The sequence below is a fragment of the Catenulispora pinisilvae genome, from assembly GCF_015356865.1.
Lineage (GTDB): Bacteria > Actinomycetota > Actinomycetes > Streptomycetales > Catenulisporaceae > Catenulispora > Catenulispora pinisilvae.
On record NZ_JAAFZA010000040.1, the window covers coordinates 1 to 25,922 of the forward strand.

Genomic DNA, 25,922 nt, shown 5'->3' on the forward strand with positions numbered 1-25,922 from the left:
GGCTAACGAGGTGCGTTGGGACGGGCGGACGCTGGGGGCGTGGGCGGGGGAGATCGACGGGTGCGATGTCGTCGTGAACCTGGCCGGCCGCAGCGTCAGCTGCCGCTACACGCGGGCGAACCTGCGGGAGATGATGGACTCGCGGGTCCGGTCGGCCCGCGTGGTCGGCCAGGCGATAAGCCGTGCCGAGCAGCCCCCGCGCCTCTGGCTCCAGGCCAGCACCGCCACGATCTACGCCCACACCTTCGGCCCGCCGCACGACGAGCGCGGTGTCATCGGCGGCGGCGAGGCGGGGGTGCCGGCGTACTGGGCCTACAGCGTCGAGATCGCCAAGAACTGGGAACGCGAACAAGCCGAGGCCGACACCCCGCACACCCGCAAGGTCGCGCTCCGCTCGGCGATGGTGATGAGCCCGTCGCACGCCGGCATCTTCGACTACCTGTCCTGGCTGGCACGCCTCGGGCTTGGCGGCTCCGTCGCCGGCGGACGGCAGTACGTGTCGTGGATCCACGACCAGGACTTCGTGGCCGCCCTGAACTTCCTGATCGCCCACCCCGAGCTCAGCGGCGCCGTCAATCTGGCCGCTCCCGGACCGCTGCCTCAGCGCAGCTTTATGCGCGCGCTTCGGCAAGCGTGGGGCATGCCGATCGGACTCCCGGCGACTAAGCAGATGGCCGCGATCGGCGCGTTCGCACTGCGCTCCGACACCGAGTTGCTGCTCAAGAGCCGCCGAGTCATCCCCGGCCGACTCCCGGACGCGGGCTTCCGGTTCGGCTACCCCGCCTGGCACGGCGCGGCGCGGGATCTGGTGCGCCGCACGCGTGCCGGCCGGGAGCGCTGACCGGGGAGTGCTGACTGCCGTCGCCGCAATCGGCTACACCTGCGCGGCCGCCGACCACTCCACCACCAACTCGTCCTTCTCCCCGAAGCGGACCAGATGCCGCGCCACGACGTTCTCGACCGCGGCGAGGCGTTCGATGTCGTCGGCCTGCGCCTTCATGTACAGGGCGCCGGATTGCGCCGTCAGGGTGCAATTGCCCGAGCAGAAGGTCAGGGCGCCGGAGCGGCCGTCCTCCGCCTGCTCGGCGTCGACCTCGCGGCCCAGGTGCGCCAGGAGCTGCTTCAGGTAGCGCTCGGGGCGCTCGGTGGGGACATTCGCGACGGATTCGATCATGTGCCGATTATCGCCGCGCTGCCCCGCACCCGCCCTTCGCGCGAGCCGGGGCACGTCGGTTGTGCGCCGGACTTGAGCCGCGCCCCGGGACTCAAGCCGCGCCCCGAACCCGCGCCGCGCGCTGCTGCACCGGAGTCGCACCCCCGCGCCACATCCAGGCCGCGCCTCACATCCGGGCCGCGCCCCGCATCCAGGCCGCGCCCCTCACTTCCCCGCGTCGTCCCCCGCACCCTCCTCGCCATCAGCTGAAGCCTCGTCATCAGCCGAAGCCGCCGAAGCCGCCGCCCGATCGTCCGCCGCCCGCCGCCGCAGTCGCGGCTGGCTCAGCGCCGGCGGCAGCCAGCCGCCGCCCTCCGCCACCCACGCCAGGTCGGTGCCGGGCGGCACGATCTCGTCGATGCGGTCCAGGATCGCGTCGTCCAGGGTCAGTTCCTGGCCGGCCAGGGAGGATTCCAGCTGTTCCATCGTGCGGGGGCCGATGATCACCGAGGTCACGCCCGGGTGCGCCAGCGGGAAGGCGGTCGCCAGCTGCGGCAGGGTGACGCCGGCCTCTTCGGCGAGCTTGAACAGCTCCTCGACCGCGTCGTACTTCGCGGCGTTGGCCGGCAGCGAGGGGTCGAAGCGGTCGGAACGCAGGGCCGCGCGGCCGACGCTGTAGTCCACGTCCTGGCCGCGGCGGAACTTGCCGCTCAGGAAGCCCCAGGCCAGCGGGCTCCAGGTGAGGACGCCCATGTTCAGCCGCTGGGCGGTGGGCAGGACCGCTTGCTCGATGTTCCGCGTGAGGATCGAGTAGGGCGGCTGCTCGGTGCGGAATTTCATCAGGCCGCGGCGTTCGGCCACGTGCCAGGCCTCGACGATCTGCTCGGCCGGGAACGTGGAGCAGCCGAAGTTCCGGATCTTGCCGGCCCGGACCAGGTCGGTCAGGACGCCCAGGGTCTCCTCGATGTCCGTCGTCGGGTCCGGGCGGTGGACCTGGTACAGGTCGATCCAGTCCGTCTGGAGACGCCGCAGGCTGTCCTCGACGGCGCGGGTGATGTAGCGCCGGGAGTTGCCGCCGTGGTTGCGCTGGTCGTCGAGCGAGAAGTGGACCTTGGTGGCCAGCACGATGTCGTCGCGGCGGCCCTTCAGGGCCTTGCCGACGATCTCTTCGGACTCCCCGGCGGAGTACATGTCCGCGGTGTCCACGAAGTTGATGCCGGCATCCAGGGCGGCGTGGATGATCCGCTCGCCGTCGGCGTGGTCGGGGTTGCCGATCTGGCCGAACATCATGGCGCCGAGGGCGTAGGTGCTCACTTCGATGCCGGTGGCACCGAGGACGCGGTAGTTCATCGTCATGGCCGGGACGCTACGACCTGGAGTTGACTCCAGGTCAAGCGGAGCCCGGCCGGACGGGCGACCCTGCGGCCGTGCGACCTTGCGGCCGTGCGATCTTGCGACCCCGCAGCCCCGCGACCCCCGCGGGGCCGCGGCGAAGTCCTAAGACTTCACCGCGCTCCCGCTGAGCCACTGGTTCCAGTTCTCCTGCCAGTCCCCGTACCCGTTGCCCGGGGCGACCGTCTTCGGCGAGTTCTCCACCTGCACCAGGTCCCCGGGGATGGTGTTCTGGAACATCCAGGCCGCCCGGTCCAGCGACAGGCCCACGCAGCCGTGGCTGACGTTCGCATAGCCCTGAGACCCGACCGACCACGGCGCGGCGTGGATGTAGGTGCCCGAATACGTCAGGTGGATCGCGTAGCGCACGTTCGGGATGTCGTAGGCGTCGCCGAAGCCGACCGACTGCGACGTCATCGTCATCGACGCGTTCTTGTCGATGACCGCCATGGTCCCGCCCCAGGTGTCGTCACCGGGCATGCCGCCGGTCACCGGCATCGAGCGGATCGCGCTGCCGTTCTGGTAGACCGTCATCTCGTGCTTGGACAGGTCCACCACCGACACCTGCCTGCGGCCGACGGTGAAGCCGAACGAGGTGTCGTTGCCGCCGTACTTCCCGGCCCCGGCCGGCACGCCGTCCAGGTTCAGCGACACCTGGACTTTGGTGCCGGGCTGCCAGTAGCTCTCCGGGCGCCAGTCCAGCCGGGAGTCCGACAGCCAACTCCAGTGCCCGGCCTGGGCCGGCGTGGTCTGCACGACCAGCGCCTTCTCCACCGCGGCGCGGTCGGTCACCGGGTGCGTGAACTGGACCAGGATCGGCATGCCGACGCCGACCGTGTCGCCGTTCTGCGGCTCGGTGGTCTGGAACTTCAGCTGCTCCTCGGCGCCCGGGGCGAAGGTGGTGAAGGTCGAGGACCGGGTCACCTGCGTGCCGTCGGCCGCGACGCCGGTCGCCGTCAGCGTGTAGTGGGTGTGGGTGCGCAGATGGTCGTCGGCGGTCCACACCGTGCCGTCGGGGTTCAGCGATCCCGGGATCGCGGCGCCGTCCGGGGCGGCCAGCGTCACGTCGGCCAGCCGCTCCCCGGACTGCGCCGTCACGCTCACCGGGACCTCGGTCCGGATGCCCGTGGCGCCGTCGGTCGGCACGCTGGTCAGGGGGATCGGCGTGGCCACCGGTTGCACGGTGGCGTTCGCGGTGCCCGGCACCGCGGCCGAGCCTAGAGCGCCGCCGAGCAACGTGGCGACGGCGGCGACGCCGAGGGTCCGGCGGGGGTGGCGCGGGGTCCCGGTGCGCACTCTGGTCTTCCTCAGGTTCGTGGCGGATGAGCGGTGCATACCGATACATGTGCGCCGCTTCCTCCTCATATATGCCGATCGATGAGCCGAACGGCGGAAGGCGCGCTGAGTTGTCCCCCGGATGTTTGAACAGCGACGCGCAGCGCCTCCATGTCGGGCGGCGGTGGGAGCCGGGTGGGGGAAAGTGGTTTCATTCCGGGGTGAGCGACGTGAATAAGTGGACCCCGGAACTGGCGAGCGCGGACCGGGACACGGTCTGGCACCCCTACGCCCCGATGCCCTCCACGGTCGAGCCGTTCCCGGTGGTCGGCGCCGACGGCGTCCGCATCCGTCTGGCCGACGGCCGCGAACTCATCGACGGCATGGCCTCCTGGTGGTCGGCGATCCACGGCTACCGGCACCCGGTCCTGGACCAGGCGGCCCGCGACCAGCTGGACTCCATGGCGCACGTCATGTTCGGCGGCCTCACCCACGCCCCGGCCGTCCGCCTGGCCGAGCGGCTGACCGCCCTGGCCCCGGCCGGGCTGGCGCACGTCTTCTTCGCCGACTCCGGCTCGGTCTCGGTCGAGGTCGCGATCAAGATGTGCCTGCAATACCAGCGCTCCCAGGGCCACGCCGCCCGCACCCGGCTGATGACCGTCCGCGGCGGCTACCACGGCGACACCTTCGGCGCGATGGCCGTCACCGACCCGGCCGGCAGCATGCACCAGCTGTGGGCCGACGTCCTGCCCCGGCATGTCTTCGCCGACCGCCCGCCGGCCACCCTCACCGAGGAGTACGCCGCGCACCTGGCGGATCTGGCCGCCCGGCACGCCGACACGCTGGCCGCGATCATCGTCGAACCGGTCGTCCAGGGCGCCGGCGGCATGCACTTCTACGACCCCGAAGTCCTCAAGGTGCTCCGCGCCATCTGCGACGAACACGGCCTGCTCCTGGTCTTCGACGAGATCGCCACCGGCTTCGGCCGCACCGGCGAGCTGTTCGCCGCCGACCACGCCGGCCTCGCCCCGGACATCATGACCGTCGGCAAGGCCATGACCGGCGGCTACCTGACGATGGCCGCGGTGCTGTGCACCACCGGCGTCGCGCACGGGATCTCCAGCGGCGAGGCCCCGGTGCTGATGCACGGACCGACGTTCATGGCGAACCCGCTGGCGTGCGCGGTCGCCTACGCCTCCACCGGGCTGCTGCTCGACGGGACGTGGCGCGCGCAGGTGGCCGGGATCGAGAAGCTGCTGACCGCGCATCTGGAGCCGGCGCGGGAGCTGCCCGGCGTGGCGGATGTGCGGGTGCTGGGCGCGATCGGCGTGATCGAGATGGAGCAGCCGACCGATATGCGGACGGCGACCAAGGCGGCGATGGACGAGGGGGTGTGGATCCGGCCCTTCGGGAAGCTGCTGTATGTGATGCCGCCTTATGTGACGCCTGAGGAGGACGTCGAGCGGATCGCAGCGGCGCTGGTGGCGGCGGCTCGGGCTTCGGGGGCCGGCTCCGCGGCCTAGATCCCGCCCTTGGTCATCGCCTGTCAGCGTCGGTGCGGATGCCGGGGTCCGTCCGCAATCTTGACCTCTTCCGCGATGGATCGTTAGGCCATACCTTTCGAAGCGTGACTGACCCCGCCGCGCCCGCCTTGGCCGGGCTCGACCCGGCCGCCGTCGCTGATTTCCTCGCCGCCAAGGCCCCGGAGTTGGGGGCCCGGCCCCCGTTGACCGCCGAGCTGATCGCCGGCGGTCTTTCCAATCTCACCTACGAACTGCGCGACGCCGACGGCCGTGCCTGGGTGCTGCGCCGGCCGCCGCTGGGGCACGTGCTGCCCACGGCGCACGACATGCGGCGTGAGTTCCGGGTGATCTCGGCGTTGGCCGGGACCGTGCCGGTCGCGCGGGCATACGTGCTCTGCGAAGATCCGGACGTGATCGGTGCGCCGTTCTACGTGATGGAGAAGGTCCAGGGCGTGGTGCTGCGGACGCGGGCGCAGTGCGCGGCGCTCAGCGTGGCGCAGCGCCGGTCGGCGGCCGAGAGCCTGGTGGACGTGCTGGCCGCGCTGCACGCCGTGGACCCGGCGGCGGTCGGCCTGGCCGATTTCGGTCGGCCGGAAGGGTACCTGCACCGGCAGCTGGACCGGTGGGACCGGCAGTACGCGGCGTCACAGAGCCGTGAGATCAGGGGCCTGTTCGAGCTCGGCGACGGGCTGCGCGCGGCGGTTCCGGTGACTCAGCGCTCGACGATCCTGCACGGCGACTACCGGCTGGACAACGTGATGGTGCGGTTGTCCGGCGGCACTGACGATGCCGGGGCCGGCGGCAACGCCGACGGTGCCGGCGCCGGTAGTAGCGCCGACACCGCCGAAATCCGCGTGGCCGCGGTCTTCGACTGGGAGATGTCCACCCTCGGCGACCCGCTGGCCGACCTCGGCCTGCTCCTGACCTACTGGGAGGACCCGGGCCACCCGCCGAAGGGCATCCTGACCGCCAGCGGCGGCGGCCTGACCAACCACGAGGGCTTCCTGAACAGCCGCGACCTCATCGAGCGCTACCAGGCCGCGACCGGGCTGATCGTCGACGACCTGGACTGGTACGTAGCCTTCAGTCACTACAAGCTCGCGGTGATCCTGGAGGGCATCCACTACCGGCACGAGCACGGCCTGACCCTGGGCGAGGGCTTCGAGAAGGCCGGCACGGCGGTGCCCTCGCTGGTCGAGGCCGGCCGCCGCTACCTGGATCGGACCAGGTAGCCGGCGTGCCGGAGGAAGCGGAGGAGCCCGGAGCCCGACCGGGCCCCTGCCGCTTGTGGGGCGGTTGCAGAGTATTGGGTTCTGCGAACCGTTGTCAGGCTAGTTGACGAAGACCAGCCCGGCGCTCTGCGTGGTGTCGGTGATCGGCCCCACCGCCCCGGCGAACGTCCCGGAACTCGGGCACAGGCCGGAGCCGCTGAGCAGGGCGACGTTCTGGGTGGCGAAGCTGATGCCGTTGTTGCCGTTGGTCAGGCTGCCGTTGATCGCGGCGTCGCCGCTGGCGTTGTTGCCGTAGTCACAGGTCACGTTGCCGCCCAGGATGGTGCCCAGGGTGACCTGCTCGTCCAGGCCGGTGACCGCCAGGGTCGGGCTGGCGCCGTCGGTCACGATGCCGGTGGCGTCGCCGTTGAGCTCGACGCTGACCACGCTGGTGGTGCCGCCGATCGTCGAGCTGCAGTTCGCCGGGTCGGCGTGCAGCTGGGTGATGCTCTCGGTGGCGGTCCCGGGGGCCGAGCCGTTGGCGGTGGCGCTGGCCGAGAACGCTCCGGTGCTGCAGTCGATGGTGCCGCTGCTGGTGGTGAACAGGAAGTCGCTGCTGATCGGGCCGGTCAGGACGTCGCCGACGTTGACGTTGGTGCCGCCGGCGCTGCCGACGGTCAGCACGCCGCCGGTGGCGGCGCCGGCCTGGCCGGCCGCGCCGATGACGAGGCCGGAGACGGCGAAGGCGGTCAGGGCGAGGGTACGGATACGCATGACGGATTCACTTTCTGCTGGCGTTGATGGCGTTGGTCAGGTCGCTGTCGCTGGAGTCGACGGCGAGCGTGGTGGTGACCGAGGACAGGGTGATCGCGTTGTGGCCGGCCGCCGAGGGCAGGCCGAACAGCAGGTTCACGATCCAGTCCGCGGAGTCGAACAGGCCGCAGCCGCTGGCGCCCGGGACGGGCAGGGCGTTGTCGACCATGGTCGCGCCGGCGAAACCGACCACCGTGGACTTGAAACCGTTCGGGTCGGCCTTGATCGAGATGGCGCCGGTGCTGCCCTTGACCGGCTGGTTCGGCGGCGGCGGGCTGGTGGTGCCGGACGTCGGATCCAGCATGATCGGCGTGCTGTCGGAGCCGACGTAGCAGTCCAGGCCGAGGAACGCGTTCAGCAGATGCAGCTTGATCGGCAGCTGGAACAGCGGGTAGTTCTCGCCGGCGGACAGCGGGGCGAAGTCCGTGATCGGGCCGGCCGGCTCGATCAGGACGATGGCACTGGTCACCCCGGGCCAGAAGTTGGACAGGCCGGGGATCGGCACGTCCAGCGGACTGGACTGGAGCTCGTCGCCGTCGGTCGGTGCGACCGTGGAGAACAGCGTCGCCGTGGTCTTGTCCGGGAAGGTGACGGTCGGGCCGCCCTTGGCCCAGGTGGCGCCGAAGGCGACGGTCATCGGTGAGGTGAAGTTCACCTGGGTGGAACCCACGGTGAACCCGCCACCGCCTATCGTGGCCACGACGCAGCCCACGATGGCCTGATTAGGATCCTGCATCTGGGTACTGGAGGTGGGACAAGTGCCCATACCCGTATACAGGCCTGAAGGCTGGCTGGTGGCCGCGGAAGCCGGTGAGGCGGTGACCGCGACCAGCGCCAGGGCGGCAGCCATCGCGCAGAGTGTACGTTTTCGGAACCGGTGGAACAGGCCGGGAAAAGCCATGTTCACGCTCCCTCGTCAGCGGGGATGTCAGATGGTGCGGGGACTGCGTCGCGATGACGCCTGTTGAGCCCAGAAGAACGCTGCTGGTGATCCGAATCTGGATCACACACTGATACCGGCCGGTAACAAAACTCGTGGGAGTTGTAACTCCGCAGGGTTCGCCAGTCAAGTCCCCGGGGGAGAAGATGGGTGTTTCTACCGTTCTGGCCCCGCTGCCCGGCGCGCGCTCCCCGCGCGATCCGCAGCGGGCGATCAAACGCGGGCCCAGCCGGGTGCCGCGCGAGCAAGTGGCGGCCACGCAACGGGACCGGCTCTATGACGGCCTGGTGCGCACCGTCGCCGAACGCGGATACGCCAACGCCTCGGTGAGCGACATCTGCCGGGCTTCCGGCGTCACGCGGCCGGCGTTCTACGAGCACTTCGAAAGCAAACAGGGGGCCTTCCTGGCCGCCTACCGGCACGGGACCGACGTGCTGTTCGCCATGCTGCGGCAGGCTTTCTACGATGCCGCGGAGGCGCGTCAGGCCGCTGAGGCGGGCAGGACGGGCAAGACGGGGCAGCCGGCCGTGACGGTCGGGACGGCGCACGCGCCCGCCGACTGCGACGCGCCGTGCCCGCCGGCCGGAACCGACGCCGGCGCCGACGAGGCCGACGACGCCCCCGAGGCCGACATCGAGGCCGACATCGAGACCTGGGCCCGGGCCACCTGCTCGGTGCTCGCCGTCCTGCTCGACGTGCTCAGCAGCGTCCCGGCGTTCGCCACCGCGGCGATCGTCGAGATCGACGCCGTGGGCCCGGCCGGGCGGCAGGCGCGCGCCGAACGGCTGCGTGACTTCGAGTCCTTCTTCGCCCTGGCGCCGTCGGTCCCGGACGGCGTGCCCCGAGGGGAGGTGGTGAACAGCGTGGTCTCCGGCGCCTACGGGACGCTGTACCGGTACATCGCCGGCGGCCGCATCGCCGAACTGCCGGAACTGCTGCCGGGGCTGGTCTACTTCGTGGTCGCGCCGTTCGCCGGACCGCAGAGCGCGGCGCAGGCGGCGAAGGCGGCGTCCGCCGATCATCCCCGTTCGGTGGCGCCGTGTGTCCCGACGCAGGCCGATGCCGGTGTCGCCGGTGAGTGAATCAGCGTCCGAACGGTTGACCGATTCAAAACCCTGAGAGTATGTTACCGGCCAGTCACCCTGTGTCGGGTGATCCATGTCACATCCAGCTGTGCCGGTGCTGGTTGATCTCCTCCGACCGCGCCGGCCTTTCACGAACGCCTGGTGACAGGAATGGAAGGAGCCGAATGGCGACCAAACCCGGCAAGGCGGAGGGCAAGGTCCGCTACCGCCGTGCCGCGATACCCGGGATAGCCGCGCTGGCCGTCACGGGCGGGCTCGTGATGGCGACCGCGCAGGGCGCGCTCGGCGTCCAGTTCGCGATCTCCGGCATGCCGTTCGTGGTGACCGCGGACCACCTGCACGGACAGAACTTCGAGCAGTTCGGCGGGCTCGACAACGCCCTGGACAGCAAGAACCCCTGGCTGAAGAGCTCCAACGGCCAGGCCGTGGTGATGACCTCGGTGATCGGCGACGCGACGATCACCAACCTGTGCCAGAGCGTCAACCTGGTCGGGATCAACCTGGTGATCCGGGCCGGCAACAAGGGCACCCCGGTGCACGCCACCAACCTGATCCTGGACTCCACCGACCTTTCCGGTGACGCCACCTTCCAGAACATCCAGATCGGCCGGGACGCGTCCAACCTGAGCGAGGACCAGGTGGTGGGCAACAAGTACACCTTCGGGCAGCAGGCCGACACGGTGGACATCGACAACGTCCGGCAGGACAGCTACGCGACCACCGCGTCGACGTTCTCGCTGCCGGGCCTGGACATGTCCTTCCAGAGTAAGGGCTGCTGAGCGGTGACAGAGCACGAAGAAGGCGCGCCCCTCGTCTTCCCGGAGGCCCCGGCCCCCGAGGAACGGCGCGGGGTGCGCCGTGCCTTCCGGCATTGGCGTCGCACCCGGCCCTTCTGGGGCGGACTGTTGGTGACCCTCGGCGGCGGGGAGATCCTGGCGCTGTATCGCGCGTCATTGAAGGACACGATGCACATGGGCCTGTACGGCCTGGGCGGCTATCTCGTCCCGGTCCTGCTGGTGATCCTGGGCCTGAGCCTGATCTTCGACCCGCCGCACCGCACCTTCTACTCGGTGCTCTCCCTGCTGTTCGCCGTCGCCAGCTGGATGACCAGCAACCTCGGCGGCTTCATCATCGGCATGCTGCTGGCGATGACCGGCGCCTCGCTGGCCTTCGGCTGGGCCGAATCGCAGCAACCTGAGGAAGAGTCGGCGCCGGTGCAGGAGAAGGAACCCGAAGGGTTGCCGACCGCCTGACGGTCCCGCACTCCTGACGGTCCCGCACTCCAGACGGTTCTGCACCTCTGAGTGCCCCGCGCGCCGCGCTGCCGATCGGGGCGGCGCGGGCGATGCATGCTGCCGTCGCGATTCCGAACTTGGTCGCATCGCTGGCGACCTGACCGGTGTCCAGCCCGCCGGCCCGTCCATTACCCGCGCTTCTACCCGCGCTTCTCCAGCTCGGCGCGCATACCGGCGACGATGGCGTTCAGGCCGTAATCGAATACCGCGTCGGGATCGCGTGCGGCGCCGACCGCGGCTACCAGGTTCGGGTACTGCGACATGTCCGGCATCCCGTCAGGCTGTTCCGCTGGTTCGGCCTCGGCGGCGTGGCCCCGTGCCCCTTCGCGCTCCAGCGCGGAGCCGGTGATGTAGCTGCTGATGGCCAGCAGGCCGCGCAGCGCCTCTTCCGGTGCGAAGCCGGCGGCGCCCAGCGCTTCGAGCATTGATTCCAGCCCCGGGAACAGGTCCTCGGTGGGCTTGGTCTGCGCTGCCAGGCGGGCGCCGTCGCGGTGTCTGATCAGCCTTCCGTACTGGAGCCGGGAGCGTTCGATGAGCCAGTCGTCCCAGGCCTGGCCGGGGCGCGGGACCCGGAGTTCGGCGGGGCTCATCGCGACCAGCATGTGGTCCAGGAGCTCCTGCTTGTTCTTGAAGTGCCAGTAGAGCGCCGGCGCCTGGACGTCGAACTCCTTGGCCAGCCGGCGCATGGACAGCTTGTCCAGGCCGACCTCGTCCAGTAATGCGATCGCCGTGTCGATGATCGCTTGGCGCTCCAGTTTCACCTTGACAGCTTAACAGTGTTCAGGAGATGCTGGGTCGCGAAGCACTTAACACTGTTAAGGAGGTGGACGATGCGTATCGTCATCGTCGGGGGCGGTCCGGTGGGTCTGATGGCCGCGTGTGAGCTGCGGCTTTATGGCATCGAGGCGGTGGTGCTGGAGCGCCGCCCGGATATCGACCCCACCATCAAGGCCGGAGCGATCCAGGGCCGGGGCGTGGACGCCCTCGACCGGCGCGGGCTGGCCGACCGGGTGCGCGAGGCCGGCGGGGAGCGGTTGCTGGCCTTCCAGAACCTGATGCGGGAGCACGGAATCCGTGGGCATTTCTCCGGGATGTTCGTGCTCCGGGAGGGCAGCTATGGCGGCGAGCCCGTGCTGCCGGTGGCACAGCAGGCGCTGGAGGAGGTGCTGAACGAGCGCGCGGCCGAACTCGGCGTCGACGTCCGGCGCGGGCACCGGGTCCTGGCATGGGATCAGGACTCTGACGGCGTGACGCTGCGGGTGGCCGGGTCCGAACCCGGCCCGCAGGCCCAGGCCGGCGCTGAGGCCGAACCCTACGAACTCCGCGCCGACTGGCTGATCGGCGCCGACGGCGGCCGCTCGCTGGTCCGCAAGGGCGGCGCGTTCACCTTCCCCGGCACCGACGGCATCATCACCGGCTACCAGGCCATCGCAGAGCTCGATGACCCGGACTTCGTCCCGCTCGGCTGGAACCGCCGCGAACACGGCATGGTGGTGAACGGCCCGAACCCGGGCCGGTTGCTGCTGGTCGGCTTCGACGGCCCGCCGGCCGACCGCGACGCCCCGGTCACCCCGGAGGAGTTGCAGACCGCCCTGCGCCGGATCAGCGGCACGCAGGTCAGCGTCAAGGCGATCACCACCGTGACCCGCTTCACCGACAACGCCCGCCAGGCCGACACCTACCGCGACGGCCGCGTCCTGCTGGCCGGGGACGCCGCGCACGTCCACTCGCCCTTCGGTGGCCAGGGCCTGAACCTGGGCCTGGGCGACGCGATGAACCTGGGCTGGAAGCTGGCCCTGGTGGCGCGCGGCCAGGCCCCGGACAGCCTGCTCGACACCTACACCGCCGAGCGCCACCCGGTCGCCGCGCGGGTCCTGGACAACACCCGCGCCCAGGTCGCGCTCATGCGCCCGGGCCCGCACGCCGACGCGCTGCGCGGCATCTTCGCCAAGCTCCTGGCGCACGACGACGCCAACCGCTGGCTCACCGACATGATGGGCGGCGACGACCTGCGCTATGACGTGGGTTCCGACCTGGACGCCGTCGGCCGGTTCTGCCCGGACCTGCGGCTCGACACGCTCGACGGCCCGGTGCGCCTGGCCGAACGGCTGCGCTCCGGTCGCGGGCAGCTGTTCGTCGGTAACGAGCAGGAGACGCCTGACGTTGCACTGTGGATCAAGACCGCCGCCGAATGGGGCGACCGCGTCGAAGTGACAGTGGGCACCGGCACCGGCGGCGGCACCAGTGCCGAAGCCCCGTCGCGGGCGGTGCTGGTCCGCCCGGACGGGTTCATCGCCTGGACCGCGGAGTCGGAGCAGCCGCTCACCGAAGTACTCGGACGCTGGTTCGGCCCCGCGGAAGGCGAATGAATTCGCGCAGCCTTCGGCCGCCTACGCCGCCGAAGGCTGCGCGAACCTCAGGATGTTGCCATAAGGATCGATGACGCTGAACGTCGGCCCGCCCGGCGCGTTCCGCTCCAGGCCCGGCCGCACCGGCGCGTTCGGCCGGGCCAGCACCTCCGCGTGCAGACTGAAGACGTCGGCGACCGGGATCCACGCCACCCCGTTCGGGCTGCCGTCGCCGTGGTGCTCAGACAGGTGGAGCACGGCCTCGGACCGGGACACCTGCACATACAGCGGCGTTCCGGGCTCGAACCGGTGCTCCCAGTCCAGCGTGAACCCCAGGAAATCAAGGTAGAACGGCAGCGCCGCCTCGACGGACAGCACCCGGAACACCGGGATCCCCGGGCTGATCTCGGGCGGCGCGGCCTTTCCCGACTGCCCGAGCAGGGCGGCGAGCACGTTCCAGTCCTTCGCGCCGACCTGGTGGGAGACCACCTCCAGGGCGAGGCTGTGCGGGATGTCGAACCCCGCCACCGCCAGTTCCTCCCGCAGGATTTTGGCCAGGGCCTTGGCCCGGTCTGCTTCGATGGACGCCATAGCGTCAGCCTTCCACGCGGCCCATCCTGCCGATGCCCGCGTTGTCGGCCGGCGCCGCGATCAGGAAGTGCGGATGCCGAAGGTCCTCTGATGCATTCACCGAACCCCGAAGGGCGCGAGCGGCGGGCTGCACCAAGCCGGTACCGATGGTAGACCCCGGTGCCGCGGAACCAAAGCACCCCGCCGCCGCGGAACCAAGGCGCCGCCCGGAACCAACCCGCTGCCCTCAGGACCAACCCGCCGCCCCAGAACCATTGCGCCGCCTCAGAACCAAGGCGCGAACCGTCCCGGCGCGAACCGGTTCTCCGGATCGAAGTTCCCCTTCACCCGCCGCATCACCTCCACGCTGCCCGGCGCGCGCCCCCACGACTCCACCATCGCGTCCACGCCGGGCCGCCGCCGGCGCAGCATCACGAAGCCGCCCACGGCCTCGACCGACGCGCGCCAGTTCTTCACCAGCTCCGCGTGCGCCTTGGCGTCCGAGCCGGTGACCCGCACGGTGTACGCCCCGGTGGCCGGGCTGCACGTCAGCAGCGCCTTGACCCCGGCCCGGTCGGCCCACGCGGACAGCGCGCCGACCAGTCCGGGATCGATGCCGGGCCGGGTGGCGGCGCGCATCACGGTGTCGCCGGGCTCGGCGACGACCCGCGCCGCGTGCGACTCCCAGAAGCTGTGCGCCTCGCCGGCGTCGAGTTCGGCCAGGCTGCCGGTGAGCATGGACCGGGCCGCCGCCGCGCGCGCCGCCGCGCCGTCGGCCGTGCCGTCGAAGCGCACCGCCAGCACCTGCTCCGGCTCGCACCACTCCACCGCGCTCGGCTCGATCGCCGACCTGGTCAGGGCCCAGGTGAGACGCTGCGCCGACGCGGTGTCGACGTCGCGGACCATCACCGTGCGGGAGGTCGCCGGGAGCGGGTGCACCCGTAATACGAGCTCTGCGACGACGCCCAGCGTGCCCAGCGAGCCGTGGCACAGCTTCGCCAGGTCGTAGCCTGCCACGTTCTTGATGACGTGCCCGCCGCTCTTGGCGATCGCGCCGTCCGGGAACACCATCGTCGCGCCGATCACCAGCTCCCGCAGCGAGCCGTAGGCCAGGCGGCGGGGTCCGGCGTCGCCGGTGGCCAGCAGCCCGCCGATGGTCGCCTCCGAGCGCGCCGGGTCGTAGGGCAGCCACTGCCCGTGCTCGGCCAGTTCGGCCTGCAACACGTCCAGCCGGATCCCGCCCTGGACGTGCACGGTCATGTCGGCCGGCCGGTGGTCCAGCACGCGGTCCATACCGGCCAGCGAGACCGTGGTGCGGGCGTCGCGCACCGGCGCGCCCCAGGTGGTCGCCGTCCCGGTACCGCGGATCAGGACCGCGCCGACCGTGGAGACGGCGTCGCGCAGGTCCTTCACCGTGGTCGGCGTGATCGAGCGCGGGCTGGCCGGCGGTTCGGACGCCGCCGCGGCGCCGTCAGCCGGCGAAGTCCCGTTCGGGGCGGGCTTCCCGTCGGGGGTGGAAGCGGAGGAGGGGGCGCCTACCATCTCTGGATCTTTCCGGTCTCTTCAAGCGGGTGTGGCTGATAAGCCCCGGCCCTGGCCTCGCCGCACAACGCGGGAGTCGGGAACACCTTGCCGGGATTGCACAGCCCTGACGGGTCGAACGCGGCGCGCAGACGGTCCATGGCCGTCAGATCCGCGGGGGAGAACATCTTGGGCATCGAGCAGGCCTTGTCCACGCCGATCCCGTGCTCGCCGGACAGCGAGCCGCCGAGCGCCACGCACAGCTCGGCGATGTCGGCCGCCAGCTTCTCGGCGGCCGGTCCCTGGCCGTCGGCTTCCCGGTACAGAACCAGCGGATGCAGGTTGCCGTCGCCGGCGTGGAAGACATTGGCAACACGCAACCCGGCGGCCGCCGACAGGTCGGCGATCCCGGCCAGCGCCTCGGCCAGCCGGGTCCGCGGCACGACGCCGTCCTGCAACAGGAATTCCGGGGAAAGCCGCCCCATCGCGGCGAACGCCGCCTTGCGCCCGGCCCAGATCGCGGCCCGCTCCGCCTCGTCAGCGGCGATCCGCAGCCGGGTGCAGGCGTGCTCCGAACACAGGGCGCTGACTTGGTCGAACAGCTCCGCGCACTCCTCGCCGTGGCCGTCGAGCTCGATGATCAGCGAGGCCGCGGCCTCACGGTCGTAGCCGGCGTGCACGGCGTCCTCACAGGCCCGGATCGCCAGGTTGTCCATCATCTCGATGGCGGCCGGCACGATTCCGGCGGCGATCACCGCGCTGACCGTCTCGCAGGCCGAGGGCACGTCCGGGAAGTCCGCGACCAGCGTGCGCACCGCTTCCGGCTTGCGCAGCAGCCGCACCGCGATCCGGGTGGCGACGCCGCAGGTCCCCTCGGCGCCGACGAACACGCCGCGCAGGTCGTAGCCGGGGGCGTCGTAGCAGGGGGCTTCGATGTCGTCCGAGCCGAGCACCGCGACGGTGCCGTCCGGCAGCACGGTCTCCACCGCCAGGACGTGGTGCGAGGTGAAGCCGTACTTCAGGCAGTGCGCGCCGCCGGAGTTCTCCGCGACGTTGCCGCCGATCGTGCAGACCACCTGAGAGGAGGGGTCCGGGGCGTAGTAGAGCCCGAACTCGCCGGCGACCGCGCTGATGGACAGGTTGGTCGCGCCCGGCTCCACGATCGCCACCAATCGGTCCGGATCCACATCAAGTATCCGGTTGAGCTTCGCCAGGGCTATGACGACGCCGGATTCGGCCGGCAGCGCGCCGCCGGACAGTCCGGTGCCGGCGCCGCGGGCGACGTACGGGACGCCGTGCCGCAGACACGCCCGGACGATCGGGGCGACTTGGGAGCGGTCGGCCGGAAGCAGGACCAGACCGGGCAACACGCGGTGCGCGGTGAGCGCGTCGGTCTCGTACGCTCGGCGTTCGGCCTGCCCGGAGAGCACCCGCAGGCTCGGACCGCACTCGGCGATCACGTCCCGCAGGACCGCCTCCAGCGCCCGCCGCCGATCCGTGGCGGCCTGAAGTTCCACGCGCCGTGCCCCCTTTCCGCCGTCCCCCGCGCTGGGTGTGTCCCCATGGCCGATCCTGTAGTAGATCACCACAGATTATTAGTAGGTCAGCACAGATCACCACCATGCGCCAGCTGTGAGGGGTACGGCCGGAAGCGGCCGCCGGGTGGACACCTGTGGCCCCTTCATGTATGTGTTCTGATAATCACCGGCCCGGCACGGCTTCCGATCCAAGTCGCAATTCCCTTTGCGTACAAAGGAAAATGGCTCGTTCCGACGATCCATCTGGACCAGAGAGGTCAGCCCGCCGAATGACACTGACTGCCCCCCGCCCGCGCCTGGCCCCCACGCGCGACCGGGGTACCGTCGCCGTCCTGCTGTTCCGGGACGCCCCCTTGTTCGAGTCCTCGATTCCGATCTCGGTGTTCGGCGTCGACCGGCGCGTCATGGGCCTGCCGTACTACCGGTTACTCGTCTGCGCCGGCGAGGCCGGACCGCTGGCCACCACCGGGTCGCTGCGGATCTCCACGCCGTTCGGCCTGTCCGGCGCCGACCAGGCCGGGACGGTGATCGTGCCGGCCTGGCGGGCGCCGGGGGAGCGCCCTCCAGAACCCGCGCTGGCCGCGGTGCGCAAGGCCCACAAGGAGGGCGCGCGGCTGGCCGCGTTCGACTCTGGGGTCTTCGTGCTCGCCGCGGCCGGCGTCCTGGACGGCCGCGGGGCCACCACGCACTGGATGTACGCGCCGGCCCTGGCCCGCCACCACCGCCGGGTGAAGGTGGACGCCCGCTCGATGCAGATCGACCACGGCGACGTGGTCACCGGGGCCGGCGCCGCGGCCGGCCTGGATCTGTGTCTGTACCTGGTCCGGATGGACCACGGCGCCGAGGCGGCCAGCGCGCTGGCCCGCCGCCTGGTGATCGGCCCCGGCCGGCGCAGCGGCCAGGCCGCCTACTTCGACCGGCACCTGCCCAGCGAACTCGGCGCCGGCACGCCGATCGGCGATGCCATGGCCTGGGCCCTGGACCACCTGGCCGAACCCTTCGACGTCGATGAGTTCGCCAAGCACTCGGCGATGTCCCGCCGCACTTTCGACCGCCGCTTCCTGGAGGTCACCGGCACCACGCCGCTGCGCTGGGTGAACTCCCAGCGGGTGATCGCGGCGCAGCGCATCCTGGAGTCCACCGACCTGCCGGTGGACGAGGTGGCCCGGCGCTCGGGCTTCGCCTCGGGCCCGGCGATGCGCGCCAACTTCCTGCGGGTGCTGGGGACCCAGCCGGCCCGCTACCGCGAGGCCTACCTGGCCTCTCGGGCCAGAGGCGGCCGGGAGGGCCGCGAGGGCTGAGACGCTCGCCCGGTCCCTGATCCGAGCGAGCGACGATCAACCCTGCGCCGACAGCCACGGCCGGGTCGCGCCAATACGGCGTGGCCCCGGCTGTCGACAGGTGGCGGCGGCGCCCGAGCCGCCGCGCTGTCCGGCTACCGGCTACCGGCTCCGGCTGCTGGCTCCCGGCTATTGCCTACTGCATACAGCCTGCTCCGAGAGCTATCTGTCGGCCGTCTGTCGGCCGGCTACTGGGCCCACGGCGGCGTGAACGACGCGCCGCCGACGATGGCCTTCATCCCGACCGAGGTCGCGGCCGTGAGCCGGGCCGGTTCCCGCCCGCTGGCGTTGCGGATCTGCAAGGTCGCGTGCGGCGGGACGATGACCGCGTCGCCCGGGCCGGCGGTCACCTCGCGGTCGGCCACGGTGGCCGAGACGGTGCCGCTGATCACGATGAACACCTCCTCGCGGTCCATGCTGTGGGTCTCGCTGCTCACGCCGGGCTCCAGGTCCAGGGCCCAGACGGCGAGTTCGCTGCTGCCCCGCGAGGGGACGGCCAGCGGCCGGAAGGTGAAGCCGTCGCGGGCGAAGTGCGGGGCGTCGGCGAGGGTGGACAAGGACATGGCAGCCTCCGGGGGGTGTCGCTAATGGTCAACGTGGTTGTCGATCTCCAGCCTAGAGCCCGGCCGCCCAGATCGCCAACCGGGTTGTCCATCTGCCCGGGCCGGGCTGCCTCGGCCGTCCCCGCACGTCCCCACTAGGGTGGATCCCCATGAGTGACAGGCTGGTGTGGATCGACTGCGAGATGACCGGGCTCGACCTGGACAAGGACGCCCTGATCGAGGTGGCCGTGCTGGTCACGGACTCCGAGCTGAACGTCCTGGGCGACGGGATCGACGTGGTGGTCGCGCCACCGGCGCAGGACCTGCCGGGCCTGCTGGCCGGCATGGTGGACGTGGTGCGGGAGATGCACACCGCCTCGGGCCTGCTGGAGGAGCTCTCCGGTGGCATCCCGATGGCCCAGGCCCAGGAGCGGGTCCTGGCCTACGTCCGCGAACACGTGCCGGAGGCCGGCAAGGCGCAGCTGGCCGGCAACTCGGTCGGCACCGACCGCGGCTTCCTGGCCCGGGACATGCCCGAGCTCGAACAGCACCTGCACTACCGGATCGTGGACGTCTCCTCGATCAAGGAACTGGCCCGCCGCTGGTACCCGCGGGTCTACTTCAACGCCCCGAAGAAGACCGGCAACCACCGCGCGCTGGGCGACATCCGCGACTCGATCGCCGAGCTGCGCTACTACCGGGACGCGATCTTCGTCCCGCATCCCGGCCCGGACTCGGAGACCGCGCGGACGCTGGCCGGACGGATCGAGGCCGAGCAGGCCGCGGCCCGCGACCAGGGCGCTACCGGCGCCTGACCTCGCGATCGGGCACCGCCGGGCCCGGCGGAAAGGGTCGTGCGGAGCACCGCCGGATCCATGTATGCTTGGCGGTGCCAGCGCGGCGCGGGCCCCCGGGAACGGGAGTTCTGCGACGTGGGCAACATGGTGGGCGTAGCTCAGTTGGTAGAGTCCTGGGTTGTGATCCCAGTTGTCGCGGGTTCGAGCCCCGTCGCTCACCCTCCATGGAGCGGTCTCTGATCTCGTCAAGCGAGAACAGGGGCCGCTTTCGTCTTTACTGCGATCTTCCGCTCAGTACACTGCCCGCCATGGGCGAGTACGGCGAGAACCTGGACGACCTGACCGCGAAGTGCGTCCACTGCGGGTTCTGCCTCCCGGCGTGTCCCACCTACGCGCTCACCGGTGACGAGAACGACTCCCCGCGCGGCCGCATCCATCTGATGCGCCAGGTGCTCGAAGGCCAGGCCGAACTCGACGACGCGGTGGCCGAGCACATCGACTCCTGTCTGGGCTGCCTGTCCTGCGTCAGCGCCTGCCCCTCCGGCGTCCAGTACGACCGGATCATCGAGGAGTTCCGGCCGGAGGTGGAGCAGGCGTACGCCGAACACCGCGGCGACCGCGCCTTCCGGGAACTCGTCTTCGGGCTGTTCCCGCACCCGGCCCGGCTGCGGGTGGCGGCGGTGGGCGCGGTGGCGTACCGCCGGACGGGTGGTGCGGCGCTGGTCCGTTCCAGTGGACTTCTGCGGCGCTTCCCGAAGCTGGCCGCCATGGAGGCGCTGATGCCGGCCACCACGCTGCGCAAGGCGTGGAGTTCGCTGCCGGTCAGCACCTTGCCGGACGGGGAACCGCGCCGCACCGTGGGCCTGGTCGCAGGGTGCGTGCAACGGGTGTTCTTCGGCGACGTCAACGCCGCGACCGCGCGGGTGCTGCGGGCCGAGGGCTGCCGGGTGGTGGTGCCCGACCAGGGCTGCTGCGGCGCGCTGTCGCTGCACGCCGGCCGGGACGAGGAGGCCAAGCGCTACGCGCGCAACCTCATCGACTCCTTCCGGCAGCCGGCGCAGCCCACCGCGGTGCCGCTGAGCGACCTGGACGCGGTGGTGGTCAACGTCGCCGGCTGCGGCTCCACTTTGAAGCAGTACGGCGAACTGCTGGCCGACGACCCCGAGTACGCCGAACCGGCCGCGGAGTTCGCGGCGAAGGTCCGCGACGTCTCCGAAGTCCTGGCCGACCTCGATCCGATCGCCGAGCGGCACCCGGTCCGGGCCCGCGTCGCCTACCACGACGCCTGCCACCTGGCGCACGGCCAGGGCGTCCGGGCGCAGCCGCGCAAGCTGCTCGGCGACGTGCCGGGGCTTGAGGTGGCCGAGCCGGCCGAGGCGGCGTTCTGCTGCGGTTCGGCGGGCGTCCACAACCTGGTCCGGCCGGAGGCGGCCGAGGAGCTGGGACGCCGCAAGGCCGAGCGGATCCGGGCCACGAACCCTGATCTGGTGGCCACCGGGAACCCCGGCTGCCTGTTGCAGATCCAGCGGTATCTCGGGGACGCCACGCCGGTGGTGCATCCGATCGAGATCATCGACGCCTCGATCAGGGGGCTGACGCTCAATCCGCGGCGGCGGCGCACCGGTTCATGACCCTCAGCCCGAGGTGGCCCGCTGGATCCTTCGCCGCTTCCAGGCCGGCCACCACCGGTCCAGCAGGAAGTACGTGATGATGCCCAGGCTGATCGCCACCAGGTGCTCCCGGCCGGCCAGGTTCGGCAGGATCGCCGCCTCGCCGCCCATCGACACCGCGGTCAGCGCCACCACCCAGTACGTGCGCAGCCGCAGCGCCAGGTAGATCAGCAGCGACACCACCGCGACCGAGGGGCCGGTGTCGACCTGGAAGTTGTCGATCTGCGGGGTGCCGATGTGCAGCCAGTTGCTGGCGTAGACCATCACCCGGGCGGCCATCGAGGTGACCGCGCTGGTGATCATCGCGATCATGATCATCCGCTTCCAGCCCAGCCAGCACTCCGCGATCCCGAAGGCGATCAGCACCTGGGTCATCGCGCCCCAGGCCGGCAGGTCCGGGGCCGGGGCGAACAGCGACAGCGGGAGCTGCGGCAGCAGCTTCCAGATCGGCTCGCCCTGCCGGACCCCGGCCACGTCCAGGACGAACGCCAGCCCGTGGGGCCGGTTCAACTCCAGGATCCACAGGATCCCGATCGTCAGCACGCACAGCAGCGTGCACGGGATCGCCATCAGCTTGCGGGTCCGGAGCTCCCGGACCGGCACCGAGAAGAAGACGACCATGTCGCGGGCGAAGGTGCGCCCGACGGCCAGCGCGAAGCGGATCACCGGCGCGCGGTGGCGCTCCGGGACGTCCAGGGCGTCCGGGTCCGCCGGGGCAGTGGTGGTCCCGACCGGGTCGCCGATAGCCGGTCCGGCCGGATCGGCCGAATCGGCCGGACTGCCTGGCCTGCCCGAGCCGTCCACTGAATCCCCGAGTTCGCCGCCGGGTTCGGGGCCGGGTTCGGCCGGGCCCGGCGTCCTTTCGGTCACGGTGTCATTCGCCATCGTCGTCCCCCCGGATCGGTAGCCGTGGCGTCCGGCATGGGCGGATGCGCTGGAAATTCGCCTCCGCCTTCGATGGTAGCAACGTCGGAAGATCCCACGCCGGGCCGGGCGCGTCGGGGGACGACGTTGGGACGGATCACGCCGGTACCCCTGCCCGCTCGAAGATCACACTACTCGGCGTCGCACGGGCGTCACCCGCTCGTCGTATAGGTTTGGCTCAGCGCGCGGCAGGTTCAACATACGGCGAGGAGTGGCACGGCACATGTGCGGTATCGCGGGTGTCTTCGGGGCCCATGACGAGGCCATGCTCAAGCGGATGGGCGACGCCATCGCCCACCGGGGGCCCGACGGCGAGGGCGTCTACAGCGACGGGGCGAAGGTCGGTTACGCCCACCGCCGCCTGGCCATCATCGACCGGGCGCACGGCGATCAGCCGTTCGTCACCGAGGACGGCCGCTACGCCGCCGTCTACAACGGCGAGGTCTACAACTACCGGGAGCTGATGGCCGAGCTGGAAGCCCTCGGCCGCACCTTCCGCACGGTCTGCGACACCGAAGTGGTGGTCCAGGCCTTCGCCGAGTGGGGCGAGGCGGCCTTCGACCGCTTCAACGGCATGTTCGCCATCGCCATCCACGACACCGAGACCGGCAAGAGCTACCTGGCCCGCGACCACTTCGGCATCAAGCCGCTCTACCTGGCCTCGGTGACCGGCGCCGACGACGGCCACCGGCTGGTCTTCGGCTCGGAGATCAAGGCGGTCCTGGCCTCGGGCCTGGTCCAGGCGGCCCCGGACGACGCCACGCTCTACCGCTACCTGCGCTTCCGCATCCACGAGGACTCCGACCGCACCTTCTTCGCCGGCATCGAGAAGGTGCGCCCGGGCGAGCTGGTGGTCGTCGACGGCGCCGACGTGCAGCGCCGGATGTTCACCACGCTGCGTGAGGACCTGCTGGCGGACGGCCCGCGCTCGCCGTTCACCAAGGACACCACCAAGGAGTTCAAGGAGCGGCTGACGGAGTCGATCCGGATGCGGCTGGTCGGTGAGGTCCCCGTCGGCACCGCGCTGTCCGGCGGCCTGGACTCCTCCACGGTGGTCGCCGTCATCAGCAAGCTGATGAAGCAGCACGCGAAGGACGTGGAGTCGGTCGGCTCGGAGCAGAACAGCTTCTCCGCGGTCTTCCCCGGCAGCGTCAACGACGAGGAGCGCTACGTCGACGCGGTCCTGGCCAAGGCCGACGGCCCGGTGAACTGCCACAAGATCCACCCGAACCCGGACGAGTTCCTGGAGGACCTCGCCGACTTCGTGCGGACCCAGGAGGAGCCGACCATCTCCACCGGCCCCTACGCGCAGTACAAGGTGATGCAGGAGGCCACCAAGCACGTCACGGTCCTGCTGGACGGCCAGGGCGCGGACGAGATGATGGCCGGGTACCTGCCGTACTACTTCGTCTACCTGCGCCAGCTGCGCAAGGAGAAGCAGTACGGGAAGCTGATGCGCGAGGTGGTCTCCTCCACCGACGTGCTGTCCCGCTACGGCAAGCAGGTGGTCCGCGGCAAGATCGGCCTGGACCAGCCGGTGGACATCCGGCAGATGCTGGACAAGGGCTTCGCCAAGCAGCACAAGGGTGAGACGTTCAGCCCGGTGCCGGACGACCTGAAGGCCCGGCTGGTCGAGGACATCTTCGCCAACTCGCTGCCCTCGCTGCTGCGCTACGAGGACCGCAACACCATGCGGTTCTCGCTGGAGGGCCGGGTCCCGTTCCTGGACTTCAACCTGGTGCGCTACCTGTTCACCCTGGAGCCCGAGGCGATCATCAAGGGCGGCTGGAACAAGAGGATCCTGCGCGACTCGGTGCGCGGGCTGCTGCCGGACCAGATCGTGGACCGCCGCAACAAGATCGGCTTCACGACGCCGGAGCGCGAGTGGTTCCTGCGGATCAAGAACCACGTGCACACGGTCTTCCGCTCGGACTCCTTCGGTTCGCGGCCGTACTTCGACCAGGCCTCGGTGCTGCGCGCGTTCGAGGAGTTCATCGCCGGCAAGAACAGCGACACGATGCTGTTCTGGCGGATGCTCAACGTCGAACTCTGGCTGCGCACCTTCGTCGACGCCCCCGGCACCCACGTCGACTCCACGACCTCGGCGGTCAAGGAGTACTTCGCGGCCAACCCCGGCAAGCAGATCGCGATCAGCACCGCCTCCAGCGGCCAGGTGCTCCGCTTCCCGATCCAGACCGACGCCTTCGCCAAGGGCGACGACTTCCACACCAAGATCTCCGAGTACGGCGCGGAGTTCGCCGCCAAGGCGGCCGAGTCCGACGACCACGCCGAGGCGCTGAACAGCCCCTGGTTCCTGGCGGTCAGCGAGAAGGTGGTCGCGATCTCCCAGGGCCGCAGCTACTTCCTGTGGGAGATCAAGCCCTCCTTCGCGGCCCGCAAGTTGCAGAAGTTCGTGGTCCGCACGCCGGCCGGCATCGGCCTGGGCTCCCCGGAGACCATGCAGCTGGCGATCCAGGAGGCCGGCCTGCCGCGCATCGTCGCCGCCTCCGCGGCCGGCGCCGTCGGCAAGGTCGTCGGCCGCAAGGGCCTGTTCTACCAGCTGGCCGGCCCCGCGGTGCGGGCCATCGACGGCCCGACGCAGTACTCGCTGTACCCGTCGAACGTCTCGGCGAAGCTGGCCCCGGCGCAGCCCGACAAGGCCGCCGCCGAGCTGGCCGACCGGATCCGCAAGGTGCTGCCCGCCACGGCGGCCGAGAACTTCCAGGGCGTGGCCATCATCGACGCCAACGACCTGGGCTGCAACATCCTCGGCCAGGCCACCACGGTCGGCGAGGACAAGATCGCGGAGATGTTCAAGGACAACCCGCTGGGGCAGGGCGCGCAGCGCACGCCGCTGGCCGTGGTGGTGCTCCCGAAGCAGAAGTAAGTGCTCAGACTCTGATCGATCACCAGGTCGGCAGGCCCGGTTCCGTTCGCGGACCGGGCCTGCCGCGTGTTCGAACACCCCGTCAGACACAGACCATTGCCCCAACGCTGGAGCAGACGGCCCAAGCCCAGCTAATCTACGGCTCGTGACTATCGAAGACGACGACGACCTCGCCCTGCCCGCGGCGCTGGCCGCGATAGCCGCGATCGGTTTCCCGCAGGATCTGGAGGCCGACGAGGACGAGGACGAGGAGCGCGCCGAGCCCGACGAGGACGACGCGCCCGCAGACCCCCCGGTGGACTTCGAACCCTTCGAGGAGTTCCTGGACCCCGACGACACCGCCGACTGGTTACGCGGCTGGACCGCCAACCAGGACGCCGACGCCGACCAGTTCCGCGTCTTCGGCCAGAGCGCGGACGGCGGCTACGCCGCCTTCTGGCTGGTCCGCGAAGACGCCGCACTGGCCGAACAGCCCATCGTGTTCCTCGGCTCGGACGGTGAGACCGGCGTGGTCGCCTGCGACCTGCCCTCGTTCCTGTGGCTGGTGGCCGACGGCTCAGGACCCTACGAAGCGGTGGAGCACCCGACCCGCCGGAGCCGGCCCCATCCGGAGTTCACGGCGGTCGCCGAGAAGCACGCCGGCACCGGCCCGATGACGGCCCGCCAGGTGGTCGCCGCGGCCCGGGACGAGTTCCCGGACTTCGAGGACACCATGGTGGAGCTCTCGCGCTGAGGCGCGGCAAGCTCCAGACACGGCAAGCTCCAGACACGGCAAGCTCCAGACACGGCAAGCTCCAGACACGGCAAGCTCCAGGCACGGCAAGTTCCACATACGGCACAAGGAAAACAACCCGGATCGATGCGGGCGGCAACGGCGCCGCCCCGTCATCGGCCGGGGCGCTCGTTCCGGTAGCGCTCCGGGATCACACTCAAGGGCAGCGCTTCGCCGGTGGCGCGCGACCGGACGGCCGTCGGCCGCAGCAGGCGCCGAGGCCCCGGCCCCCGCGCGATCCACTTGCTGAGCGGTACCTCGACGGTCCCCATCGGATGCTCGACGGTCACCATCAGATCATCGGGATCCCAGTCCTCGGCCACCCG

24 protein-coding genes and 1 tRNA gene are annotated in these 25,922 nt (G+C 70.8%); 13 read left to right on the top strand and 12 right to left on the bottom strand.

Features of this window, described 5'->3' with window-relative positions:
• A partial coding sequence (locus IZR01_RS13650; protein ID WP_194924031.1) for an epimerase occupies positions 1 to 841 on the top strand: 841 nt, incomplete at its 5' end.
• Between the two features lie 33 nt (positions 842 to 874).
• Here IZR01_RS13650 and IZR01_RS13655 read toward each other — a convergent pair.
• The 3 genes from IZR01_RS13655 to IZR01_RS13665 form a co-directional block, all read right to left on the bottom strand.
• The gene (locus IZR01_RS13655) at positions 875 to 1,174 is read right to left on the bottom strand and encodes a DUF2218 domain-containing protein (RefSeq protein WP_194895483.1); all 300 of its coding nucleotides are present in this window, start codon (positions 1,172 to 1,174) and stop codon (positions 875 to 877) included.
• A 204-nt stretch (positions 1,175 to 1,378) separates the two neighbouring features.
• Positions 1,379 to 2,503: an aldo/keto reductase gene (locus IZR01_RS13660; protein ID WP_194895504.1), complete on the bottom strand. Its 1,125-nt coding sequence runs from the start codon at positions 2,501 to 2,503 to the stop codon at positions 1,379 to 1,381.
• A gap of 147 nt (positions 2,504 to 2,650) precedes the next feature.
• Positions 2,651 to 3,841, bottom strand: a complete 1,191-nt coding sequence (locus tag IZR01_RS13665) for a L,D-transpeptidase (protein WP_194895484.1) — start codon at positions 3,839 to 3,841, stop codon at positions 2,651 to 2,653.
• Between the two features lie 200 nt (positions 3,842 to 4,041).
• On the opposite strand from IZR01_RS13665, the gene IZR01_RS13670 reads away from it, so the two are divergent.
• Positions 4,042 to 5,343, top strand: coding sequence for an adenosylmethionine--8-amino-7-oxononanoate transaminase (locus tag IZR01_RS13670; RefSeq protein ID WP_194924032.1), 1,302 nt, complete (start codon positions 4,042 to 4,044; stop codon positions 5,341 to 5,343).
• 104 nt (positions 5,344 to 5,447) lie between these two features.
• The gene (locus tag IZR01_RS13675) at positions 5,448 to 6,575 is read left to right on the top strand and encodes a phosphotransferase family protein (protein WP_194924033.1); all 1,128 of its coding nucleotides are present in this window, start codon (positions 5,448 to 5,450) and stop codon (positions 6,573 to 6,575) included.
• Between the two features lie 99 nt (positions 6,576 to 6,674).
• Here the strand turns inward: IZR01_RS13675 and IZR01_RS13680 are convergent, their stop codons facing one another.
• Positions 6,675 to 7,328: a Tat pathway signal sequence domain protein gene (locus IZR01_RS13680; RefSeq protein WP_194924034.1), complete on the bottom strand. Its 654-nt coding sequence runs from the start codon at positions 7,326 to 7,328 to the stop codon at positions 6,675 to 6,677.
• A gap of 7 nt (positions 7,329 to 7,335) precedes the next feature.
• Positions 7,336 to 8,217: a hypothetical protein gene (locus IZR01_RS13685; RefSeq protein ID WP_228554886.1), complete on the bottom strand. Its 882-nt coding sequence runs from the start codon at positions 8,215 to 8,217 to the stop codon at positions 7,336 to 7,338.
• A 236-nt stretch (positions 8,218 to 8,453) separates the two neighbouring features.
• On the opposite strand from IZR01_RS13685, the gene IZR01_RS50470 reads away from it, so the two are divergent.
• The 3 genes from IZR01_RS50470 (at position 8,454) to IZR01_RS13700 (ending at position 10,645) form a co-directional block, all read left to right on the top strand.
• Positions 8,454 to 9,389, top strand: a complete 936-nt coding sequence (locus IZR01_RS50470; RefSeq protein ID WP_228559396.1) for a TetR/AcrR family transcriptional regulator — start codon at positions 8,454 to 8,456, stop codon at positions 9,387 to 9,389.
• A 167-nt stretch (positions 9,390 to 9,556) separates the two neighbouring features.
• Positions 9,557 to 10,171 (top strand): DUF6230 family protein, encoded by a 615-nt coding sequence (locus tag IZR01_RS13695; RefSeq protein ID WP_194924035.1) that lies wholly within the window; start codon positions 9,557 to 9,559, stop codon positions 10,169 to 10,171.
• 3 nt (positions 10,172 to 10,174) lie between these two features.
• Complete coding sequence (locus IZR01_RS13700; protein WP_194895490.1) at positions 10,175 to 10,645, top strand: DUF6114 domain-containing protein; 471 nt, start codon at positions 10,175 to 10,177, stop codon at positions 10,643 to 10,645.
• Positions 10,646 to 10,827: 182 nt separating this feature from the next.
• Here IZR01_RS13700 and IZR01_RS13705 read toward each other — a convergent pair whose 3' ends face one another.
• Entirely contained in the window at positions 10,828 to 11,448 is a 621-nt protein-coding gene (locus tag IZR01_RS13705; protein WP_194924036.1) for a TetR/AcrR family transcriptional regulator C-terminal domain-containing protein, read from the bottom strand.
• A 69-nt stretch (positions 11,449 to 11,517) separates the two neighbouring features.
• On the opposite strand from IZR01_RS13705, the gene IZR01_RS13710 reads away from it, so the two are divergent.
• Positions 11,518 to 13,056, top strand: a complete 1,539-nt coding sequence (locus IZR01_RS13710; protein ID WP_194924037.1) for an FAD-dependent monooxygenase — start codon at positions 11,518 to 11,520, stop codon at positions 13,054 to 13,056.
• A gap of 21 nt (positions 13,057 to 13,077) precedes the next feature.
• Here IZR01_RS13710 and IZR01_RS13715 read toward each other — a convergent pair whose 3' ends face one another.
• The 3 genes from IZR01_RS13715 to IZR01_RS13725 form a co-directional block, all read right to left on the bottom strand.
• A complete protein-coding gene (locus IZR01_RS13715) occupies positions 13,078 to 13,626 on the bottom strand; it encodes a glyoxalase superfamily protein (protein ID WP_194895493.1) in 549 nt (182 codons plus the stop codon).
• A 264-nt stretch (positions 13,627 to 13,890) separates the two neighbouring features.
• Positions 13,891 to 15,147 carry an FAD-binding oxidoreductase gene (locus tag IZR01_RS13720; RefSeq protein ID WP_194924038.1) on the bottom strand — a complete coding sequence of 419 codons (1,257 nt, stop codon included), beginning with the start codon at positions 15,145 to 15,147 and terminating at the stop codon, positions 13,891 to 13,893.
• Entirely contained in the window at positions 15,141 to 16,643 is a 1,503-nt protein-coding gene (locus tag IZR01_RS13725) for an FAD-linked oxidase C-terminal domain-containing protein (protein WP_194924039.1), read from the bottom strand. Before IZR01_RS13725 ends, IZR01_RS13720 begins: the two co-directional genes overlap by 7 nt.
• Positions 16,644 to 16,933: 290 nt before the next feature.
• Between IZR01_RS13725 and IZR01_RS13730 the strand changes: the two genes are divergently transcribed.
• A complete protein-coding gene (locus tag IZR01_RS13730; protein ID WP_194895496.1) occupies positions 16,934 to 17,965 on the top strand; it encodes a GlxA family transcriptional regulator in 1,032 nt (343 codons plus the stop codon).
• 227 nt (positions 17,966 to 18,192) lie between these two features.
• On the opposite strand, the gene IZR01_RS13735 is transcribed toward IZR01_RS13730, so the two are convergent.
• A complete protein-coding gene (locus IZR01_RS13735) occupies positions 18,193 to 18,567 on the bottom strand; it encodes a cupin domain-containing protein (RefSeq protein ID WP_194895497.1) in 375 nt (124 codons plus the stop codon).
• A 149-nt stretch (positions 18,568 to 18,716) separates the two neighbouring features.
• Between IZR01_RS13735 and orn the strand changes: the two genes are divergently transcribed.
• The 3 genes from orn to IZR01_RS13750 all read left to right on the top strand — a co-directional run bounded on the left by orn (position 18,717) and on the right by IZR01_RS13750 (position 20,974).
• Complete coding sequence (orn, locus tag IZR01_RS13740; protein ID WP_194895498.1) at positions 18,717 to 19,361, top strand: oligoribonuclease; 645 nt, start codon at positions 18,717 to 18,719, stop codon at positions 19,359 to 19,361.
• A gap of 128 nt (positions 19,362 to 19,489) precedes the next feature.
• Positions 19,490 to 19,564: transfer RNA gene (locus IZR01_RS13745), tRNA-His, on the top strand.
• 87 nt (positions 19,565 to 19,651) lie between these two features.
• On the top strand, positions 19,652 to 20,974 hold the full coding sequence (locus tag IZR01_RS13750; protein WP_194924040.1) for a (Fe-S)-binding protein: 1,323 nt from the start codon (positions 19,652 to 19,654) through the stop codon (positions 20,972 to 20,974).
• Between the two features lie 3 nt (positions 20,975 to 20,977).
• Here IZR01_RS13750 and IZR01_RS13755 read toward each other — a convergent pair whose 3' ends face one another.
• Entirely contained in the window at positions 20,978 to 21,898 is a 921-nt protein-coding gene (locus IZR01_RS13755) for a hypothetical protein (RefSeq protein ID WP_194924041.1), read from the bottom strand.
• Between the two features lie 262 nt (positions 21,899 to 22,160).
• Here IZR01_RS13755 and asnB point away from each other — a divergent pair, with 262 nt between their 5' ends.
• Both asnB and IZR01_RS13765 read left to right on the top strand, forming a co-directional pair.
• Positions 22,161 to 24,824, top strand: coding sequence for an asparagine synthase (glutamine-hydrolyzing) (asnB, locus tag IZR01_RS13760; protein ID WP_194924042.1), 2,664 nt, complete (start codon positions 22,161 to 22,163; stop codon positions 24,822 to 24,824).
• Positions 24,825 to 24,969: 145 nt separating this feature from the next.
• A complete protein-coding gene (locus IZR01_RS13765) occupies positions 24,970 to 25,557 on the top strand; it encodes a hypothetical protein (RefSeq protein WP_228554888.1) in 588 nt (195 codons plus the stop codon).
• Positions 25,558 to 25,709: 152 nt separating this feature from the next.
• On the opposite strand, the gene IZR01_RS13770 is transcribed toward IZR01_RS13765, so the two are convergent.
• Entirely contained in the window at positions 25,710 to 25,919 is a 210-nt protein-coding gene (locus IZR01_RS13770) for a hypothetical protein (RefSeq protein ID WP_194924043.1), read from the bottom strand.
• Positions 25,920 to 25,922 lie beyond the last annotated feature (3 nt).

Bases quoted from the DNA above. Each gene is read 5' to 3' on its own strand.
- orn (WP_194895498.1), top strand. From the start codon at position 18,717: ATGAGTGACAGGCTGGTGTGGATCGACTGCGAGATGACCGGGCTCGAC.
- IZR01_RS13720 (WP_194924038.1), bottom strand. From the start codon at position 15,147: ATGGTAGGCGCCCCCTCCTCCGCTTCCACCCCCGACGGGAAGCCCGCC.
- IZR01_RS13730 (WP_194895496.1), top strand. From the start codon at position 16,934: ATGACACTGACTGCCCCCCGCCCGCGCCTGGCCCCCACGCGCGACCGG.
- IZR01_RS13655 (WP_194895483.1), bottom strand. From the start codon at position 1,174: ATGATCGAATCCGTCGCGAATGTCCCCACCGAGCGCCCCGAGCGCTAC.
- IZR01_RS13755 (WP_194924041.1), bottom strand. From the start codon at position 21,898: ATGGCGAATGACACCGTGACCGAAAGGACGCCGGGCCCGGCCGAACCC.
- IZR01_RS13660 (WP_194895504.1), bottom strand. From the start codon at position 2,503: ATGAACTACCGCGTCCTCGGTGCCACCGGCATCGAAGTGAGCACCTAC.
- asnB (WP_194924042.1), top strand. From the start codon at position 22,161: ATGTGCGGTATCGCGGGTGTCTTCGGGGCCCATGACGAGGCCATGCTC.
- IZR01_RS13710 (WP_194924037.1), top strand. From the start codon at position 11,518: ATGCGTATCGTCATCGTCGGGGGCGGTCCGGTGGGTCTGATGGCCGCG.
- IZR01_RS13695 (WP_194924035.1), top strand. From the start codon at position 9,557: ATGGCGACCAAACCCGGCAAGGCGGAGGGCAAGGTCCGCTACCGCCGT.
- IZR01_RS13715 (WP_194895493.1), bottom strand. From the start codon at position 13,626: ATGGCGTCCATCGAAGCAGACCGGGCCAAGGCCCTGGCCAAAATCCTG.
- IZR01_RS13750 (WP_194924040.1), top strand. From the start codon at position 19,652: ATGGGCGAGTACGGCGAGAACCTGGACGACCTGACCGCGAAGTGCGTC.
- IZR01_RS13680 (WP_194924034.1), bottom strand. From the start codon at position 7,328: ATGCGTATCCGTACCCTCGCCCTGACCGCCTTCGCCGTCTCCGGCCTC.
- IZR01_RS13685 (WP_228554886.1), bottom strand. From the start codon at position 8,217: ATGGCTGCCGCCCTGGCGCTGGTCGCGGTCACCGCCTCACCGGCTTCC.
- IZR01_RS13735 (WP_194895497.1), bottom strand. From the start codon at position 18,567: ATGTCCTTGTCCACCCTCGCCGACGCCCCGCACTTCGCCCGCGACGGC.
- IZR01_RS50470 (WP_228559396.1), top strand. From the start codon at position 8,454: ATGGGTGTTTCTACCGTTCTGGCCCCGCTGCCCGGCGCGCGCTCCCCG.